Here is a 17,282-nt window from a genome sequence, read left to right on the forward strand (position 1 = left end):
GGGGAGCCTCTATCAGCCGCGCGCCGTGTCCGAGCCGCGCCCGCTGACCGAGGCCGGCAAGACGCCCTACCTGCGCACCGAACGTCAGGTCCTTTGGAGATTGCCCGACAGTGATGCCGTGCTGTTCACGATCCATACCTTCGTGCTGGCCCGAAACGACGTTCCGGGCGCAACAAAGACGGCTTAGCTGCCTGCGCGCTGCGCGGAATAGACGATGGCGCGCAGGTAGTTGCCGCTATCGTTCCAGACCGACAAGACATTGAAATTCGGCGTGCCTTCGCCGAAGGGTTGACCAGGTTGCCAGCCGTTGCGACGTAGCATGTTGGCGGCTGTGGCCAGCGCATCGTCGGCGTTGTATGGATCGGCTCGGCCGTCGCCGTTGCCGTCGACACGGTATTTCAGCCAGTTCCCGGCGAGAAATTGCATGTGCCCCAACTCACCCGACGGGCCACCCTTGGTGCTCGGTGACAGGATACCGCTGTCCACCATGTCCAGCGCGGCAATCGCGTGCGGCTCGAACCGTGGGTGACGACGGCAATAGGAGGAGAGTGTGACCGCTCCGTCAACAACGGAAGTGCCACCCAGATAGCCGCCCCAGCTGGTTTCCAGCCCCCAGATGGTGGCTAGGATCGATGCGGGAACGCCGTAGTTGCGTTCGATCGACCCAAACGTGTTCGGATTGCGCGCGATTTTGGCGCTGGTCTGATTGATGAAGCTCTGTGCGGTGCTACCCGATCGCTTGGCCAGAAACTTGGCGGGATCACCCTGCAACGTGCCGGTCTGGTTGCCGGGGTTGGATTCAAAGCGCCATGTGATGTCCGATAGCCGGGCGTTCTGCAACGCCGTCAACCCACGTTGGCCGACACCGGCCGCTGCCGCCTGACCAGCAAGCGTTTGCTTGTACTGCGCAAACGCGCCTTTGCTGGTAATACATTCAGCCGAATAGGCAGGAAGAGCTGCGCAAAGCGACAGGCAGGCAGCAACAAGAAAACGACGCATCAACGACACTCCAACACATTTAGTTTGTGGAGACGTTAACAAATGCGGCGTTCTGAGCAAGCGTGAACGCGCGGCCAGATCTCTCGGGCCGCGTGAAACTGGTGTAAGATCAGAGGATTTGGGGCAGGCTCGGAGCCATACCTGTCTGGGCCAAAACCGCATAGAGACCGGCCACACCCAGCGCCATCGCACCAGATCGGACGTCTTCACCGCGCACGAGGTTGTGAACGATCAACGGTATGGCCAGCGGCGCTGCGATCAATGCTGTGGTAAAGGAAATCGCCCAAGCGGACAGGCGCATCTGTGCCGATTTCGCCCGTCGCTCTTCCAGTTCCATGCGTTCGATCTCTTCCAGTGTCACACCGTTCATCTGTGCGCGAACAGCGGTCATCATCCAGTTGTCCATCTGCGTGGCCTTGCGTCTCCGCGTGGACCGCATGCGTGCATTGGCAGAAACCTTGCGCGGTACGATGCGGGCCTTGGCAAAGCCGTCATCGGCAATGGTGTCACCGGCGGCAAGGAAATCGGCAACGGCAACAGGGGTTGTGCTTCCGTTCCAGAATACGGTGTGCGCGTCGAAGTCACGGCACAGCTCTGCTGCGACATTGGCCAAACGTGCGGCAGCGGCGCGCGCTTCGGTTCCGCGGCTTGCCAACATGATCACGCTGCTATTGCCGACCTCGTCGATGGCCAGCGTCAGGGTGTCCATGTCGTTGACGACCCAGTCGATATAATCGCGCGTGACCGGCTGCCGTTGGAAATCTATGCGCTGATTTTGCAAGGCAGCGTGAATGGCTGGCACGACGGATTGGCAGATCGCGTCGCGCGTTTTGTTTGTGACCATGCTGATCACTGTAACATCCGTTGTCATCCCAGTACCTTTCAGGTTCCGTAGAAGTCTCCCACGGTCACACTTAAGGCGGAGATTGTGTTCGAAATGCGCAGTGAATCTGGCTCAAATTGGAAATTTGGCCGGTTTCGGGTTTTTCTGAGGGTTTGTTTGGCAGGGGCGGCTGCGCACTGGAAGTCTACTTGCCGTAATGTTGCTTGGCCGTCTCTTGCAGCTTGTCAAAGTTGTAAGCGGTCTTGGCTTGGTCGGCCAACTCCATTTGCCCCTCGAGGGTGCTGTAGTATTCTGCCTCTTCCTTCGTCACGTTTCCCGTGGTCAGGCGCAGGCCCATCGTGTGAATCGATTTGCGTGCTTCGCGGATTTCGGGGTCGTCATTGCCGTCGATATACATGGTCTTCAGCATAGAAAAGCCAGTTGCCGTGTCCTGCAATGCGGTGGAGGTACTGGCAACGCGGTCTTCGTTCTGGGCAAAATAGATCGTGCCCATCGCGGCACCAATCGGCATCACGACAAGAATAAGAATTCCAAAAAGAATGTATTTTATCAGCGACCCCTTTGGACCCTTGTCTCTTGGGCCTTGGGGGCCGTTGCCACTGCCGCCACTTGGCGGAGGAGGCGGGGGCGTTTGGGATGGTTGCGCGCCGTTCTTGGCATTGAGCCGCGCTATCCGGTCCTGAAAATCGCTACTCATCGGGGCAATCCTTACGCAAGTTCATCAAATTGATCCGGCCCAAAGGTCGAAACAGATAACATACTCACATCCGGTTTGGGTCAGTCTGCGACCGAAGATGGGCCATTGTTGGGCAATCACCTTCAAGAATTTTCGATGCCGCCGGGCAAGAAAAAGGCGCCCCGAAGGACGCCTTTTCCAGAAATCCAGTCTGATCGGAAAGATCAGCTGCTGTAGTACATTGCGAATTCCACCGGGTGCGGTGTCATTTCGTAGGACTCGATCTCTTCCATCTTCAGGTCGATGTAGCCGTCGATCTGGTCTTTGGTGAAAACGTCACCGGCCAGAAGGAACTCGTGATCTGCCTGAAGCTCTGTGATTGCTTCGCGCAGGCTGCCGCAGACAGTCGGGATGCCGGCCAGCTCTTCTGCGGGCAGGTCATACAGGTTCTTGTCCATGGCTTCGCCCGGATCGATCTTGTTGGTGATGCCGTCAAGGCCGGCCATCAGCAGCGCCGCAAAGCACAGATAGGGGTTTGCGGTGGGATCGGGGAAACGGGCCTCGACGCGCTTTGCCTTCGGGCTTTCGGTCCACGGAATACGAACGCAGCCCGAGCGGTTGCGTGCGGAATAGGCGCGCAGAACGGGGGCCTCGTAGCCCGGGACCAGACGCTTGTAGCTGTTGGTCGACGGGTTGGTGAACGCGTTGAGCGCCTTGGCGTGGGTCAGGATGCCACCGATGAAGTACAGGGCTTCCTGGCTCAAATCGGCATACTTGTCGCCTGCGAAAATCGGCTTGCCGTCTTTCCAGATCGACATGTTGACATGCATGCCTGAACCGTTGTCGCCTTTAAGCGGCTTCGGCATGAAGGTTGCCGAACGGCCATAGGACTGGGCCACGTTGTGGATGATGTATTTGAACTTCTGAAGCTCGTCGGCCTGCTTGACCAGCGAGCTGAAGATCAGGCCAAGTTCGTGCTGGCTGGTCGCCACTTCGTGGTGGTGCTTGTCGACTTTCATGCCGATGCGCTTCATGGTGGTCAGCATCTCGGAACGGATGTCTTGACCGTCGTCCATCGGGTTCACCGGGAAGTAGCCACCTTTGTAGGTCGGGCGGTGACCAAGGTTGCCCATCTCGAATTCGCTGTCGGTGTTCCAAGCTGCGTGATCGGCATCGACCTCGTAGGAAACCTTGTTGGGTGCAACCGAGTAACGCACATCGTCGAACAGGAAGAATTCAGCTTCCGGGCCAAAATAGGCGACGTCGCCGACGCCCGAAGACTTCAGGTACGCTTCCGCTTTGGCTGCAGTGCCGCGCGGATCGCGGTTATAGGCTTCGCCTGTGTCGGGCTCGACAACGGAGCAATGCACACACACGGTCTTTTCAGCATAGAACGGGTCGATATACGCGCTCTCAGTGTCGGGCATCAGTTTCATGTCGGAGGCTTCGATGGACTTCCAGCCTGCGATGGACGACCCGTCGAACATAAAGCCTTCGTCGAGGAAGTCTTCGTCCACTTGGTCGGACATCACTGTTACGTGCTGGAGCTTACCGCGCGGGTCGGTAAACCGGATGTCTACATACGCGACATCTTCGTCCTTGATCATCTTGAGAAGCGCTTCAGTGCTCATTCTCTCTTCCCTTTCACTGAGTTTGGGTCGTTGTTCGTATAGTCTTGGTGCAGGATCAGATTGCGTCCGACCCGGATTCACCTGTTCGAATTCGGATGGCCTGCTCGACAGGCGATACGAAAATTTTGCCGTCGCCGATCTTGTCGGTCTTTGCGGCATCAACAATGGCAGCAATTGCGCCATCGACTTGGTCGTCATCCAGAACGACCTCGATTTTTACCTTGGGCAGGAAGTCGACGACGTATTCTGCACCACGGTACAGTTCCGTATGGCCTTTCTGGCGGCCGAAGCCTTTGACTTCCACAACGCTCAGGCCTTGAATGCCGGCGTCTTGAAGGGCTTCCTTCACCTCGTCGAGTTTGAAGGGTTTGATGATGGCTTCAATCTTTTTCATGGCGGGTCCCTCGCTCCTGCATTGCGGTCGTCAGACCACTTCTGTTTGAGAGCCACAATCAGCTAGGATAAATGTTAGGGCATCGGGCGCAGGGATTGAAATCTGTCGCTCATAAAATATGCAAGTTGCACAAAAAACGTGCAAAGTTGAATCATAGGGAAGATCAGACGTGGCCGAATTGCTCACCTCCGCCCAGATGCGCGCCATTGAGCAAGCCGAAATCGAGTCGGGCACTGTCACAGGGCTGCAGTTGATGGAGCGCGCCGGGCGTGGCGCTGTCGCGGCTGCTATAGGGAAATGGCCGGAATTCGCGCAAGGCAGTCATCGTGCACTGGTGCTGTGTGGACCGGGAAATAACGGTGGCGACGGTTTTGTCATTGCGCGACGGTTGGTCGACCGTGGTTGGAATGTAGACCTATTCCTTTATGGCGTTGCAGCGAAACTGCCACCGGATGCACGCGTTAATCATGATCTTTGGGCCAAAAGAGGCGCAGTCAGAGCTTTTGACCTGGCCGCGCTGTGCGATTGTGATCGGCCGGATCTGTTTGTTGACGCAGTGTTCGGGACTGGACTGACACGCCCCTTACCCAGCGATCTGGCAACCGCTCTTGAGGTGGGCATGATGAGCAACTGGACGCGTGGCCATGGGATTAAGCGCTTGGCGGCCGATTGTCCGTCGGGTCTGAACCTCGACACCGGGATGGTTCCGGCATCTGAAAGCGATGCGGTGCCAAGGGTCACTTCCGCTGATTTGACTGTCGCGTTCCACAGTCTCAAAGCCGGTCACAGGCTGGGACTTGGTCCAACACTCTGTGGTGAGGTGCAGGTGGTGGATATCGGTCTGACTGGGCCGGATGCGTCAGAGCGCGCGATGATCGGCACCCCGCCAGACGCAGACCGTGCGCGGCTCGTTGCACCGGAATTTGCACATGGATCGCTACCGCTGCGCATCTGGCCGGGTGCAATGATCGCCAAGCTGCGGGGGCAGGGGCATAAATACGATTACGGTCACGCGATGGTCTGCGCCGGTGGTCCGGGCCGCGGCGGCGCGGCGCGCATGGCGGCACGCACGGCATTGCGCAGCGGGGCAGGGCTGGTCACCATGCTCTGCCCGCCAGAGGCGCTGCAGGAAAATGCCTCACATCTGGACGCCATCATGCTGCGCGCTTGCGCGACTGCAGAGACCTTCCGCCAAATCTTGGATGATCGAGTGTCTGCGCTTTGCCTTGGCCCTGGGCTTGGCGTCGGGTCCGCGACCCGTGACCTCGTTTCTGTGGCACTTGCGCATCGCCCGGGGGATCGTGGATGGCGCGATCCAGCGGTTGTGCTGGATGCAGATGCGCTCACGTCGTTCGAAAATGACCCTGACGCGCTGTTCGCGCAAACCCACGCGCGGACTGTTCTGACCCCGCATGAAGGCGAGTTTGCGCGTCTCTTTCCCGATTTGGCGCAGTCGGAACGTGCGAACCTGTCCAAGATCGACGTGGTGCGCCAAGCGGCCGACCAGGCGGGCTGTATCGTTTTGCTCAAAGGTGAGGACACAGTGATTGCACGACCCGGTGGCGGCGCCAGCGTGCACAGCGCCAGTGGTGAGCGTGCCGTACCGTGGCTGGCGACCGCTGGGGCAGGGGATGTGCTGGCAGGGTTGATTGCCGGTTTGGCCGCACCCGAGACCGCGCCGGATCTCTATTGCGTCACCGAAGCGGCAGTTTGGTTGCACTGCGAAGCTGCACGTCAATTCGGCCCCGGTTTGATCGCCGAAGACCTTCCCGAAATGTTGCCCAAGGTCTTTGCAACACTGGCGCGCTAAGAAACTTCGTACGAAGTTTCTCAGTCATCAGAATTTTCGTACGAAAATTCTGCTCGCATCAACCCGAGAGCTTTGCTACTCAGCAGCGCAGTGCGGGTGTGGCGGAATTGGTAGACGCACCAGATTTAGGTTCTGGCGCCTTTGGCGTGGGGGTTCGAGTCCCTTCACCCGCACCACATTTCTGATCTGATGGCCTCTGTGAAGATTGGCATCGTCACGCAATCTCCGTTGACAGACCAACCCCCTCGGCGCTAACGCGCGCTCTGACACTGATCATCCGGTGTCGCGTGTCGCCCGTCGCGTGGCCTGTTCGAGCAGGCAAATGAGCGGGCCTTTTGGACAGACGATCATGGTGGGTAAGCTGTTTGCGTCCGGTGACCTGCATGCCGACAGGCGTGCCGAATTTGCCGAGACATGGGCGCATCTGGGGGATCTCGATGCGGCGGTGGATGTCTTGCAGGGAGCGTTGGAACTTGTGCCGACATGGGGAGCGGGATGGTTCCGTCTTGGTGAATACCTTGAACGGGTAGGCGATCTTGATGGCGCGGCGCAGGCGTGGGGCCGGGCGATCCAAGAGCAGCCGGACGACCCGTTCGGTGCGGTGCTGCGCCGCGACCTGTTGCGCGAACAGCCCTTGAGCGACACCATGCCTCCGGCCTTTGTAGAAATGCTGTTCGATCAATACGCGCCTCGTTTTGAGACGTCTTTGCTAGACCATCTCGATTATCAAGGGCCCCAGATCATTGCCGACGCGCTGGCGCAGCGCACCGAACCTGTGGTGGACCGGGCGCTTGATTTGGGCTGTGGGACCGGCCTGATCGGGCCGGTACTGCGGCCCTACTGCCGTCACCTGACGGGTGTGGATCTGTCACAGGCCATGCTTGACGAAGCGTTTGCAAAGGCGGTCTACGACAGGCTCGACAAGGCTGACATTCAGGCGATGCCGATTCCCGACGAACCCTTTGGCCTCATCGTTGCATCCGATGTGTTCAACTACCTTGGCGCGCTCGAACGCATCATCGGCTGGTGCGCGGCCAGCCTCGCCCCTGGTGGCATTCTTGTTTTCACCGTGGAGCAGGCCCACGGTCGCGATGTTACGCTGCGCAAGACACAGCGTTTTGCCCATGGGCGCGCCTATGTCAGCGACCTGTTGCTAACCGCTGGATTTGCGACAATCGAGAATCGCGATGTGGTGTTGCGCAAGGATCGCGGAGACGATGTGACAGGTCTTTGCATCGTCGCGCAGTCTGCGACCGTGACCGGCCGACGTCTTGACGACGGTGAGGCGCAGTTCGATGTCGTGGACGCGGATTAGGCACGTTGGTTCCGGGCAGGGCTCCTGGCTTTCACATCCAATCTGCACGCCCGAGGTGTTACCTCGCGATTTGCACGAAATTGGCACCGACAATGTCGCGCGGATTGATATGGATCAGGCCCGGCCCGTTTTCGGCGCCGACCTTTTGCCATGATTCGAAATGCCCATGACGCGGTTCCGCTGCGTCGCCAGCCATGAAGTTGTGCAACTTTCTTCCCCGAAGAACCGTGTCATAAAATGACCTGAGGTCTGCCTCTGTCAGCAGGGAAAAGCTGTCCATGCCGTTGGGCATGAAAACGTCGACATCTTCGTCAAAGGAGTTCACCGCTTTTTCCTGACTGCCATGCAGGACCATGTTCACGCCCATGCGACTGTTGAGCATGTTTTGGACGTCGATGAATTTCTGACCGCGAAAATTCGGAATTTCCTGCGTTTTTTGGGCGTCGGTCTTGTCGGCATCATGGGTGGCGGCCGGGGATTTGCCAGCGCGGTGCAGGTGCGACCAAGGACTGCTGGCATGCTGTTCCGAAACAACGATATTCGTCCCCGGATTGTCCGCCGGGACAACGGCAAAAAGATCATAATCGCCGTGAATGTAAGAGGCGTGCAGAACGCCTCGGCCAGTATCCTTCATGAGTGCCCCAAACCGTTTGGTTCCGGGGCGGGTGTCGGTGAAGAACGGCTGACCCATGGGGAGGTAGAAGCGCGACGGCGTTTTTTCGTCGCTCCAGGTAAGATCATCGCAATGCCGACCCGACGCTTCGAATTTTGTCCATTCCTTAAGGGCTGACGCGTGTTTCTTCGGGGTGGCATATGCGGATGACATGCCGGGCGCATGGGGGTTGCAGACCAACCCGGCGACGTTCGACACCCAGCCGGTTTCCTTGATATGCACATTGTTCTGCGCGGTCTTTGCCTTGGTATCCGGGCCTTTGGGAATGAAGCCCGTCTGCCCGATATAGCGAATCGACGCAGGATTGGACCGCCGCACCAAGATGAACACATGAAACCACCACGCCGTGTAGGCAAAGGCCCGTTGATCTTGGCGCCGCATCACGCGGTCGGCATCGGGCGCATGGGTGCACAGGGTCGGCGCAATCATCTGACCTTGCAAGGGTTTGGAGTAATCGTAGGTTCCAGCAGGCATTCTGGACATGCTTACAGCCTTTCCAATTGGGGCCGGCAAGTCACGGAGCCACGCGACACTCTCTCAGTCATTCGGCCTGTGGCGAAAAATATGGCCTGCCAAAAAAATCCTTGAAACAACGCCAGCAACCTTACGGCGGGTTGCTTGTTCGGGCAAGGCTCCTGTCATTGCGATGTAGGTTTGGCGGCAGCCACCAGAGGCGCATTTCCCACTTGCACCGCACCAAGCGCGCCTCTAAGAGGCGATGGATTTTGACCGCCGCGGACGCCTCCGCGGCCCCTATGCAATGGATAAGGACGACATGCAGGTCACCGAAACCCTCAATGAAGGCCTCAAGCGCAGCTACTCGATCACCGTTTCGGCGGGCGAGTTGGACGCAAAGGTCAATGAAAAGCTCAAAGAAGCGCAGCCCGAAATCGAAATGAAGGGCTTCCGCAAAGGCAAGGTGCCGATGCCGCTTTTGAAAAAGCAGTTCGGCCAGCGCCTTCTGGGCGAAGCCATGCAGGAAACCATCGACGGCGCGATGGCCAAGCATTTCGAAGACAGCGGCGACCGCCCGGCGCTCCAGCCCGAGGTCAAGATGACCAATGACGACTGGAAAGAGGGCGACGACATTCAAGTCGACATGTCCTACGAAAAACTGCCCGAGATGCCCGAGGTCGATCTGTCGGCACTGACGCTGGAAAAGCTGGTCGTCAAGGCAGGCGATGCTGAAGTTGACGAGGCGCTCAAGAACCTTGCCGAGACCGCGCAGGACTTCAAGGACCGCAAGAAAGGCTCCAAGGCCAAGGATGGGGATCAGATTGTGATCGACTTCCTTGGTAAGGTCGACGGTGAAGCGTTCGACGGTGGTGCTGCCGAAGATTACCCGCTCGTGCTTGGCTCCGGTTCCTTCATCCCCGGTTTCGAAGAACAGCTGGTCGGCGTGAAGGTCGGCGAAGAGAAGAACGTCGAAGTCAAATTCCCCGAGGAATACGGCGCTGAAAACCTTGCCGGCAAAGACGCGGTGTTTGAATGCACCGTGAAAGCTGTCAAAGAGCCGGTTGCCGCCGAGATCAACGACGAACTGGCCACGAAGTTCGGCGCAGAAGACTTGGCTGCTTTGAAGGCACAAATCTCGGAGCGTCTGGAAGTCGAATATGCCGGTGCGGCACGTCAGGTCATGAAGCGCGCCTTGCTTGACCAACTTGACGAGAAAGTGTCGGTCGATCTGCCGCCGTCGCTGGTCGAAGCCGAAGCCAAGCAGATCGCACATCAGCTGTGGCACGAAGAGAACCCGGACGTGCAGGGCCACGACCACCCCGAGGTCGAACCGACAGCCGAGCACAACAAGCTGGCAGAGCGCCGCGTGAAGCTGGGCCTCTTGCTGGCAGAGCTGGGTCAGAAAGCCGAGGTCACCGTGACCGACGCGGAGATGACGCAGGCGATCATGAACCAGGCGCGCCAGTACCCGGGTCAGGAACGTGCGTTCTTCGACTTCGTGCGCCAGAACCAGCAGATGCAGCAGCAGCTGCGCGCGCCGATCTTTGAAGACAAGGTTGTCGATCACGTGGCCGAGCAGGCGACCGTGACCGAGAAAGAGGTCTCCAAGGACGATCTGGAAAAGGCCGTCGAGGCGCTTGACGACGAATAAGACCTTTCGAGGTTTTTTATTGCAAAGGCCGCCCCATCGGGCGGCCTTTTCTGTTTGAGGATCGGATGCGCCGCTCCGACGGGGGTGGGGGCGCTGCCCCCGTCCGCCATTGGCGGACTCCTCCGAGGGATTTGTGAAGCATAGAAGCCTTGGCGCTTCAGAGGCTCATGCGGAAGAGGGCAAACCCATCGGCGTTTGTGCCGGCCTCTTCAAGCGTCATTCCGTCTAGGGTATTGGCGTATTTCGCACCGGCAGGGCCAGTTTCAAACATCACGCTGGTGCCCTCCATCGGGGCGAAGCGCCAGTTGAAATCGGCCTTGGGGTCGATGGTGCCCTGTTCCACGATGTAGCGCACGATTACATCCCGGTTGGTGTCGGGGCCTTCGAACACGATGGTGTCGCCGGTGCCGGGGAAGCTGCCACCGCCGCCTGCGCGGTAATTGTTGGTGGCGATGATGAACTCGGCTTCTGGGTCGATAGGTGTCCCGTCATAGGTCAGATTCACGATGCGGTTGGCGTCCGGGTTGATGACCGCGCCGTCGCGGTCGAATTTCGACGGCTGGCTTAGGTCGATCTGGTAGTTGACCCCGTCGATCACGTCGAAATTGTAGCTGGGGAAGTTGGGGTTCAGCAGCGGCGCGTCCGTTGACCCCGGTTCGACCTGATTGAACATGCCCGCCGAGCGTTCCAGCCAGTCCTTGACCTGCGCGCCGGTCACCCGCACTGCGCGTACGGTATTGGGGTAGAGGTAGAGATCGGACACGTTCTTGATTGCCACATCCCCGACCGGCACGTCGGTATAGTATTCCGGCCCACCGCGACCGCCTGCCTTGAACGGGGCAGCGGCGGATAGGATCGGCAGGCCTTCATGCGGCGTGCCCTGCATCATCTGTGCAATGTACCAAGTCTGGGCGTTGGACACGATCTGGACCGAAGGATCATCCGCCACCAGCGCGAAATAGCTGTGCAGAGGGGCAGCGGTTTTACCCACGGCGCGGCGGATATAGGCGAGCGTTTCCTCGTGATCTGTCATCGTGGCCTCAATCACCGGCTGGTAATCCTTGACCAGTGCAGTGACCGAACGGTCTTCATTGCGCTGAGAGATGGGCCGCGCCTCGGACTGGTGGTTGAGCACGCGCCAGCTGGTGCCATCGCGTTCGAGCATCAGATCGACCAGCCCCATATGGCTGCCCCAGAAGCCTGCCATGACGCCGGGCTTGCCCATGATCGTGCCTTTGGCCGAATCAAGGCCCGGCAGATTTTCATAGGTGGAGGAGGGGAAGACGAGATGCGAATGTCCCGTCAGGATGACGTCGATGCCGTCGATCCCTGCCAGCGGAATGGAGGCGTTTTCCATCATCTCCGCAGCCTCGGGAGCGCCGATGCCGGAATGGGACAGCGCAATGACGATGTCCGCGCCTTGCTCGCGGATTTGTGGCACATAGGCGCGGGCGGCTTCTAGGATGTCGCGAGCGGTCACGTTGCCTTCTAGGTGGCGGCGATCCCATGTCATGATCTGCGGTGGCACAAAGCCGATGAGGCCGATCCGGATCGGGTGGGTGTTTCCTCCGCCGTCGGTGATTTCACGGTCGAGGATCACGTAAGGCGGCACCAGCGTGGTGTCGTCGCGCGGGGTGGCGCCGGCGGTCTTGACCACGTTGGCCGACACGACGGGGAAGTCGGCACCGGCCAGCGCCTTCATCAGGAAATCCAGACCGTAGTTGAATTCGTGATTGCCCAATGTGGAGCCGTCAAAACCCAGCACGTTCATCGCGGTGATGATCGGGTGCATGTCACCCTCTTTCATCCCGCGCTCATAGGCGATGTAGTCGCCCATCGGATTGCCCTGCAGAAAGTCGCCATTGTCGAGCAGCAGTGAATTCGTGGCCTCGGACCGGATGTTCTGAACAATAGTGGCAACGCGGCTCAGGCCCACCGTGTCGGTCGGGCGGTCGCCGTAATAATCATACGGGTGCACATGTACATGCAGGTCGGTGGTTTCCATGATGCGCAGATGCGCCTGATTGGACATGGCGCGCACCGAGAACGGGTGCAGCGCCAGAAAGCCCGCAGTGCTGGCCAGAAATCCACGGCGGTTGAGGTGAAGAGCCATGATCGTGTCCCCCTGATCTAAATTGGTTCTGGGGCAGGTTAGGCCGAAAAGTTCTCAACCGGGTAGCGGTTTCATGGCAGCGGCATGAAGTCGCCGGGGGTGTGGTGTGCGTCAGATGTGCAGGTCTCTCGAATAGGTGACGAATTCTGCGATCTCGTCGGGCAGGTGGGTGATGCCGAGGCCCGGGGCGTCTGAGAGGGTGAGCGTGCCGCGATGCGTGGCACCCTGCCATGTGTCGAATGCGTCGCGCAGCGGGTTCGGGTTCACGTCCACTTCGAGCAACCCGTCGCCACCGGCTGCAGCAAGCAGATGCGCCGAGGCAATCAAGCCGATGCCGCCGCCAAGATAATGTGGACAATAGCGTTGACCTGCCGCGCGGATTGCTTGGGCCACTGGCCAACAGCCACTGAACCCGCCCCATTTTGCAATGTCAGGCTGTAGCACGCCAAAGACGCCTGTGGCGATGGCATCGGCAAAACCACCAGTGCCGGTGATGTTTTCGCCTCCTGCCAAGGGGATCGGGCTTTGATCTGCCAGCGCACGCCAATGGGTCAGGGAAGCGTCGGCAGGCAGGGGTTCCTCAAGCCAGCCGAGTGGTAGGTCGGTGCAGGCAGCGACAAAGCGTTCTGCCTCGGGAAGCGCCCACGCTTGATTGGCATCCGCGCACAGGGTTTCTCCGGCGCCGAGGGTCGAGAAAAGCCCGGTCAGAAGCGCGGTGTCTTGGGTCAGGTCAAAGCCGACCTTGACCTTGTAGGTGGAGAAGCCGGCCTCTTGGCCTTGGGTGATCTGATGGTCGGCTTGACCGATGGCGATGCCACTGGCGTAGCACGGGACGGTGTGTTCCGCCTGAGGGTTCAGATATTGCGCCACAGACAGGCCTGCGCGCCGCGCGACAAGATCGGTCATTGCGGTATCCAGCCCTGCGATCACTTGGCGGAACGGCCCCCATTCGCCACATTGCAGGGCCCGGATGTGGGTCTTTTCGGTGAGCTGGGTGAAAAGCTCCGACGCGTCATCAAAGGGTTGGCCCAATAGCAAATCGCCCATGTCTTCGACCAAAAGGCGCGCGCGGTGTTCGGCCCCTGCGGCGGGCCAGTTGGCAAAGACCTCACCCCAGCCAAACGCACCGTCACCGTCCTCGAGACGCACGAACACGGCGGGGCGGTTGTGCATCACGCCAAAGGACGTCGCCACCGGCGACGAGATTGGAACGCGATAGGCAGCGACGGTGATGCGGGACAGAGTGATTGGCATTGGCGCAGCACAGCAGGATGCAGTGGCAAAGGCAAGTACGAGCATGGGGAGTTTCGCAAATCAAAATGTCAGAGGCCGGACTGTTCCGGGCGATGCGTTGCAGGCAAGGCAATTTTGGTTATCATGCGACGGGCATGATGACTTGGTTGCGTGCGGAAACCAGCCCGCCTATCCGACCATGATCGACGTGCGTTCAGCCGCGCACCCCTTGTGAAGTTCGGGTTGCGATCAAGGGCGTAAACCAAAGGGGCGCTGGCGCAGAATTGCCGAAAGCAACTTGCGCTTGGACCTTGATAAACGTCATATCGCATCAGGCATGACCTCAAGGTCGTTAACTCGGACGGGTGTCGAAAAGCGCATCGCCAGGAAGAAAACTGAGCCTGACCTTCCCTATTGGAGCCTTCTATGAAATTTCGCTTTCCCATCGTCATCATTGACGAGGACTTCCGTTCAGACAACTCCTCTGGCTTGGGCATCCGGGCTATCGCCGCAGCCATCGAGAGCGAAGGCTTCGAGGTGTTGGGCACGACCAGCTACGGGGACCTGTCGCAGTTTGCGCAGCAGCAATCCCGCGCAAGTGCCTTTGTCCTGTCCATCGATGACGAGGAATTTACACCCGGTCCCGATCTTGATCCCGCGGTACTGAACCTACGGTCCTTTATTGAAGAAGTGCGTTGGAAGAACAACGAAGTCCCGATTTACATCTACGGCGAAACCAAGACGAGCCGCCATCTGCCCAACGATATTTTGCGCGAGCTGCACGGGTTCATTCACACTTTCGAAGACACACCGGAATTCGTCGCCCGACACATCGTCCGTGACGCCAAAGCCTATCTCGAAGCGATCCAGCCGCCCTTCTTCAAGGCGCTGCTCGACTATGCTGAGGATGGATCTTACTCATGGCACTGCCCGGGGCATTCTGGCGGTGTGGCGTTTCTGAAAAGCCCGATCGGTCAGATGTACCACCAGTTCTACGGTGAAAACATGCTGCGGGCGGATGTGTGCAATTCGGTCGAGGAGCTTGGCCAATTGCTTGATCACGACGGCGCCATCGGCGCGTCCGAGCGTAATGCGGCACGGATATTCAACGCCGACCACTGCTTTTTCGTGACCAACGGGACAAGCACTTCGAACAAGATGGTCTGGCACCATACTGTCGCCCCGGGCGATGTGGTGGTTGTCGACCGGAACTGCCACAAATCCATTCTGCACAGCATCATCATGACAGGTGCGATCCCGGTTTTCATGAAGCCGACGCGCAACCACTACGGCATCATCGGGCCCATTCCGAAGTCCGAGTTCGCGATCGAGTCGATCAAAGAGAAAATCCGCTCCAACCCGCTGCTGTCGCATGTGGATGCGGACACGGTCAGACCGCGGATCATTACTCTGACGCAATCAACCTATGACGGCGTCTTGTACAACACCGAGACGATCAAAGACATGCTCGACGGCTATGTCGAGAACCTGCATTTTGACGAAGCGTGGTTGCCGCACGCCGCGTTCCATTCGTTCTATGGCACCTTCCACGCCATGGGGCGAAATCGCGAGCGACCAAGCCAGTCGGTGACCTATTCGACCCAGTCCATCCACAAGCTTCTGGCGGGCATTTCGCAAGCGAGTCATGTGCTTGTGCAGGACAGCAAGAATACCAAACTGGACCGACATCTCTTCAACGAGGCGTATCTGATGCACACCTCGACCAGCCCGCAATACAGCATCATCGCCAGTTGCGATGTGGCCGCTGCCATGATGGAGCCTCCGGGGGGGCGTGCCTTGGTCGAAGAAAGCCTGCTGGAGTCGCTCGATTTCCGTCGCGCCATGCGGAAGGTGGATGAAGAATACGGCAACGATTGGTGGTTCCAGGTTTGGGGGCCGGAAGAACTGGACGAAGAAGGCATCGACAGTCCGAACAACTGGGTGCTGAAAAAGACAAATGCCGAAGGCGTTCAGCCGTCTGACGGCGAAGAATCCTGGCATGCCTTTGGTGACATGGCGCCCGGCTTCAACATGCTGGACCCGATCAAGGCCACCGTTATCACGCCGGGTATGAATTTGGATGGGAAGTTTGACTATTCCGGCATTCCGGCTTCCATCGTGACGAAATATCTGGCCGAGCACGGTGTCGTTGTCGAGAAAACCGGTCTCTACAGCTTCTTCATCATGTTCACGATCGGGATCACCAAGGGACGTTGGAATTCGCTTTTGACCGAGTTGCAGCAGTTCAAGGACGATTATGACAAGAACGTTCCGATGTGGCGCTGCATGCCGAAATTCTGCGCCCAGCAGCCGCGATACGAAAAGATGGGGCTGGGCGATATGTGCCAGCACGTCCATTCGCTCTATGCCAAATCCGATGTCGCCGTTCTGTCTACGGATATGTACCTCAGCGATCTGGTACCTGCGATGAAGCCGACTGACGCGTTTTCCCACATTGCCGCCCGTACGACTCAGCGTGTGCCTATCGACGAACTTGAGGGACGCATAACAACAAGTCTGGTCACGCCTTACCCGCCAGGCATTCCGCTTTTGATCCCGGGGGAGGTCTTCAACAAGAAGATCGTCGAATATCTGAAATTCAACAGAACCTTCGCGCGCGAATGCCCGGGGTTCGAGATCGATATTCATGGGCTTGTTCAGGAAGTGGATGAGAACAATCAGGTTCAGTATTTTGCCGACTGTGTGGCCAAGAGCGAGGAGGTTTAGCCTTCTTGCTGTCGGGCGCGGCCGGTCTTTCGTTCGACCGGATGCGTTCAAAGCCGATTTCGTGAACCGCCCAATAAAAAAGCCCCGCCGAATAGGCGGGGCTTTGAAATCTTGATCAAAGAAACGATCAGTCTTCCGACTTTGTCTCTTCGTCAGACGCTGTGGCGGGTGCCACATCGTCGTCATCGGATGCCGCACCGCCGATATCGTCGAAGAGTTCCGAAATCTCGAACTCTGCCTGTGCTTCTTCCTCGGCGGCCAGTTCCTGAATGGACTTGCCGGAGGCCTGAAGGTCGGCTTCTTCGGGCGAACGTGCGACGTTCAGGCTGATGGTGACCATCACCTCGGGGTGCAGGTGCACCTCGACCTCGTGCAGACCAAGAACCTTGATCGGCTGACGGATGATGATCTGCTTGCGGTCGAGCGTGAAACCTTCAGAGGTCGCCACATCCGCCGCGTCGCGGGTGGTGACGGAGCCGTAAAGGTTGCCACCGTCGGACGCCTGACGAATCACGATGAACTGCTGGCCGCCAAGACGGTCGGCCATTGCTTCGGCCTCTTTCTTGGTTTCCAGGTTCTGTGCTTCGAGCTGGGCTTTCTGGGTTTCGAACGACGCGATGTTCTCTTTCGAGGCGGTCAGCGCCTTGCCCTGCAGCAGCAGGTAGTTGCGCGCGAAACCGGGCTTTACGTCAACGACGTCGCCCATCTGGCCAAGCTTGGCCACGCGTTCCAGAAGGATAACTTGCATGTCAGTCTCTCC

The 17,282-nt window shown here is 58.7% G+C and carries 14 protein-coding genes and 1 tRNA gene; 6 read left to right on the top strand and 9 right to left on the bottom strand.

Going from position 1 to position 17,282, the window contains the following annotated elements:
• Positions 1 to 187: heme-dependent oxidative N-demethylase subunit alpha family protein (locus tag MCRY_RS16530; protein WP_139834111.1), on the top strand; the 187-nt coding region annotated here is incomplete at its 5' end.
• Here the strand turns inward: MCRY_RS16530 and MCRY_RS16535 are convergent.
• From MCRY_RS16535 to MCRY_RS16555, 5 genes are all read right to left on the bottom strand, one after another.
• Entirely contained in the window at positions 184 to 999 is an 816-nt protein-coding gene (locus MCRY_RS16535) for a lytic murein transglycosylase (protein ID WP_085631921.1), read from the bottom strand. The genes MCRY_RS16530 and MCRY_RS16535 overlap by 4 nt on opposite strands.
• 109 nt (positions 1,000 to 1,108) lie before the next feature.
• Entirely contained in the window at positions 1,109 to 1,870 is a 762-nt protein-coding gene (locus tag MCRY_RS16540; RefSeq protein ID WP_085631923.1) for a hypothetical protein, read from the bottom strand.
• A 157-nt stretch (positions 1,871 to 2,027) separates the two neighbouring features.
• Complete coding sequence (locus MCRY_RS16545) at positions 2,028 to 2,540, bottom strand: hypothetical protein (RefSeq protein WP_085631925.1); 513 nt, start codon at positions 2,538 to 2,540, stop codon at positions 2,028 to 2,030.
• A gap of 203 nt (positions 2,541 to 2,743) precedes the next feature.
• Entirely contained in the window at positions 2,744 to 4,150 is a 1,407-nt protein-coding gene (gene glnA, locus MCRY_RS16550; RefSeq protein ID WP_085631927.1) for a type I glutamate--ammonia ligase, read from the bottom strand.
• A 55-nt stretch (positions 4,151 to 4,205) separates the two neighbouring features.
• Positions 4,206 to 4,544 (bottom strand): P-II family nitrogen regulator, encoded by a 339-nt coding sequence (locus MCRY_RS16555; protein ID WP_085631929.1) that lies wholly within the window; start codon positions 4,542 to 4,544, stop codon positions 4,206 to 4,208.
• Between the two features lie 169 nt (positions 4,545 to 4,713).
• On the opposite strand from MCRY_RS16555, the gene MCRY_RS16560 reads away from it, so the two are divergent.
• The 3 genes from MCRY_RS16560 to MCRY_RS16570 all read left to right on the top strand — a co-directional run bounded on the left by MCRY_RS16560 (position 4,714) and on the right by MCRY_RS16570 (position 7,669).
• Entirely contained in the window at positions 4,714 to 6,354 is a 1,641-nt protein-coding gene (locus MCRY_RS16560) for an NAD(P)H-hydrate dehydratase (protein ID WP_085631930.1), read from the top strand.
• 92 nt (positions 6,355 to 6,446) lie between these two features.
• Positions 6,447 to 6,530: transfer RNA gene (locus MCRY_RS16565), tRNA-Leu, on the top strand.
• Positions 6,531 to 6,676: 146 nt separating this feature from the next.
• Entirely contained in the window at positions 6,677 to 7,669 is a 993-nt protein-coding gene (locus MCRY_RS16570) for a methyltransferase domain-containing protein (RefSeq protein WP_238939614.1), read from the top strand.
• Between the two features lie 58 nt (positions 7,670 to 7,727).
• On the opposite strand, the gene MCRY_RS16575 is transcribed toward MCRY_RS16570, so the two are convergent.
• Complete coding sequence (locus MCRY_RS16575) at positions 7,728 to 8,825, bottom strand: hypothetical protein (protein ID WP_138487984.1); 1,098 nt, start codon at positions 8,823 to 8,825, stop codon at positions 7,728 to 7,730.
• 292 nt (positions 8,826 to 9,117) lie between these two features.
• Between MCRY_RS16575 and tig the strand changes: the two genes are divergently transcribed.
• Complete coding sequence (gene tig, locus MCRY_RS16580) at positions 9,118 to 10,449, top strand: trigger factor (protein ID WP_085632087.1); 1,332 nt, start codon at positions 9,118 to 9,120, stop codon at positions 10,447 to 10,449.
• A gap of 157 nt (positions 10,450 to 10,606) precedes the next feature.
• On the opposite strand, the gene MCRY_RS16585 is transcribed toward tig, so the two are convergent.
• Positions 10,607 to 12,562 (bottom strand): bifunctional 2',3'-cyclic-nucleotide 2'-phosphodiesterase/3'-nucleotidase, encoded by a 1,956-nt coding sequence (locus MCRY_RS16585; RefSeq protein ID WP_085631936.1) that lies wholly within the window; start codon positions 12,560 to 12,562, stop codon positions 10,607 to 10,609.
• Between the two features lie 111 nt (positions 12,563 to 12,673).
• Positions 12,674 to 13,861 carry a mandelate racemase/muconate lactonizing enzyme family protein gene (locus tag MCRY_RS16590; RefSeq protein ID WP_238939613.1) on the bottom strand — a complete coding sequence of 396 codons (1,188 nt, stop codon included), beginning with the start codon at positions 13,859 to 13,861 and terminating at the stop codon, positions 12,674 to 12,676.
• Between the two features lie 360 nt (positions 13,862 to 14,221).
• On the opposite strand from MCRY_RS16590, the gene MCRY_RS16595 reads away from it, so the two are divergent.
• Positions 14,222 to 16,522, top strand: a complete 2,301-nt coding sequence (locus MCRY_RS16595; protein WP_085631940.1) for an arginine/lysine/ornithine decarboxylase — start codon at positions 14,222 to 14,224, stop codon at positions 16,520 to 16,522.
• Positions 16,523 to 16,649: 127 nt separating this feature from the next.
• On the opposite strand, the gene rplI is transcribed toward MCRY_RS16595, so the two are convergent.
• Positions 16,650 to 17,270, bottom strand: coding sequence for a 50S ribosomal protein L9 (gene rplI, locus MCRY_RS16600; protein WP_085631942.1), 621 nt, complete (start codon positions 17,268 to 17,270; stop codon positions 16,650 to 16,652).
• Between the last annotated feature and the right edge of the window lie 12 nt (positions 17,271 to 17,282).

Source organism: Marivita cryptomonadis (assembly GCF_002115725.1).
GTDB classification, from domain to species: domain Bacteria; phylum Pseudomonadota; class Alphaproteobacteria; order Rhodobacterales; family Rhodobacteraceae; genus Marivita; species Marivita cryptomonadis.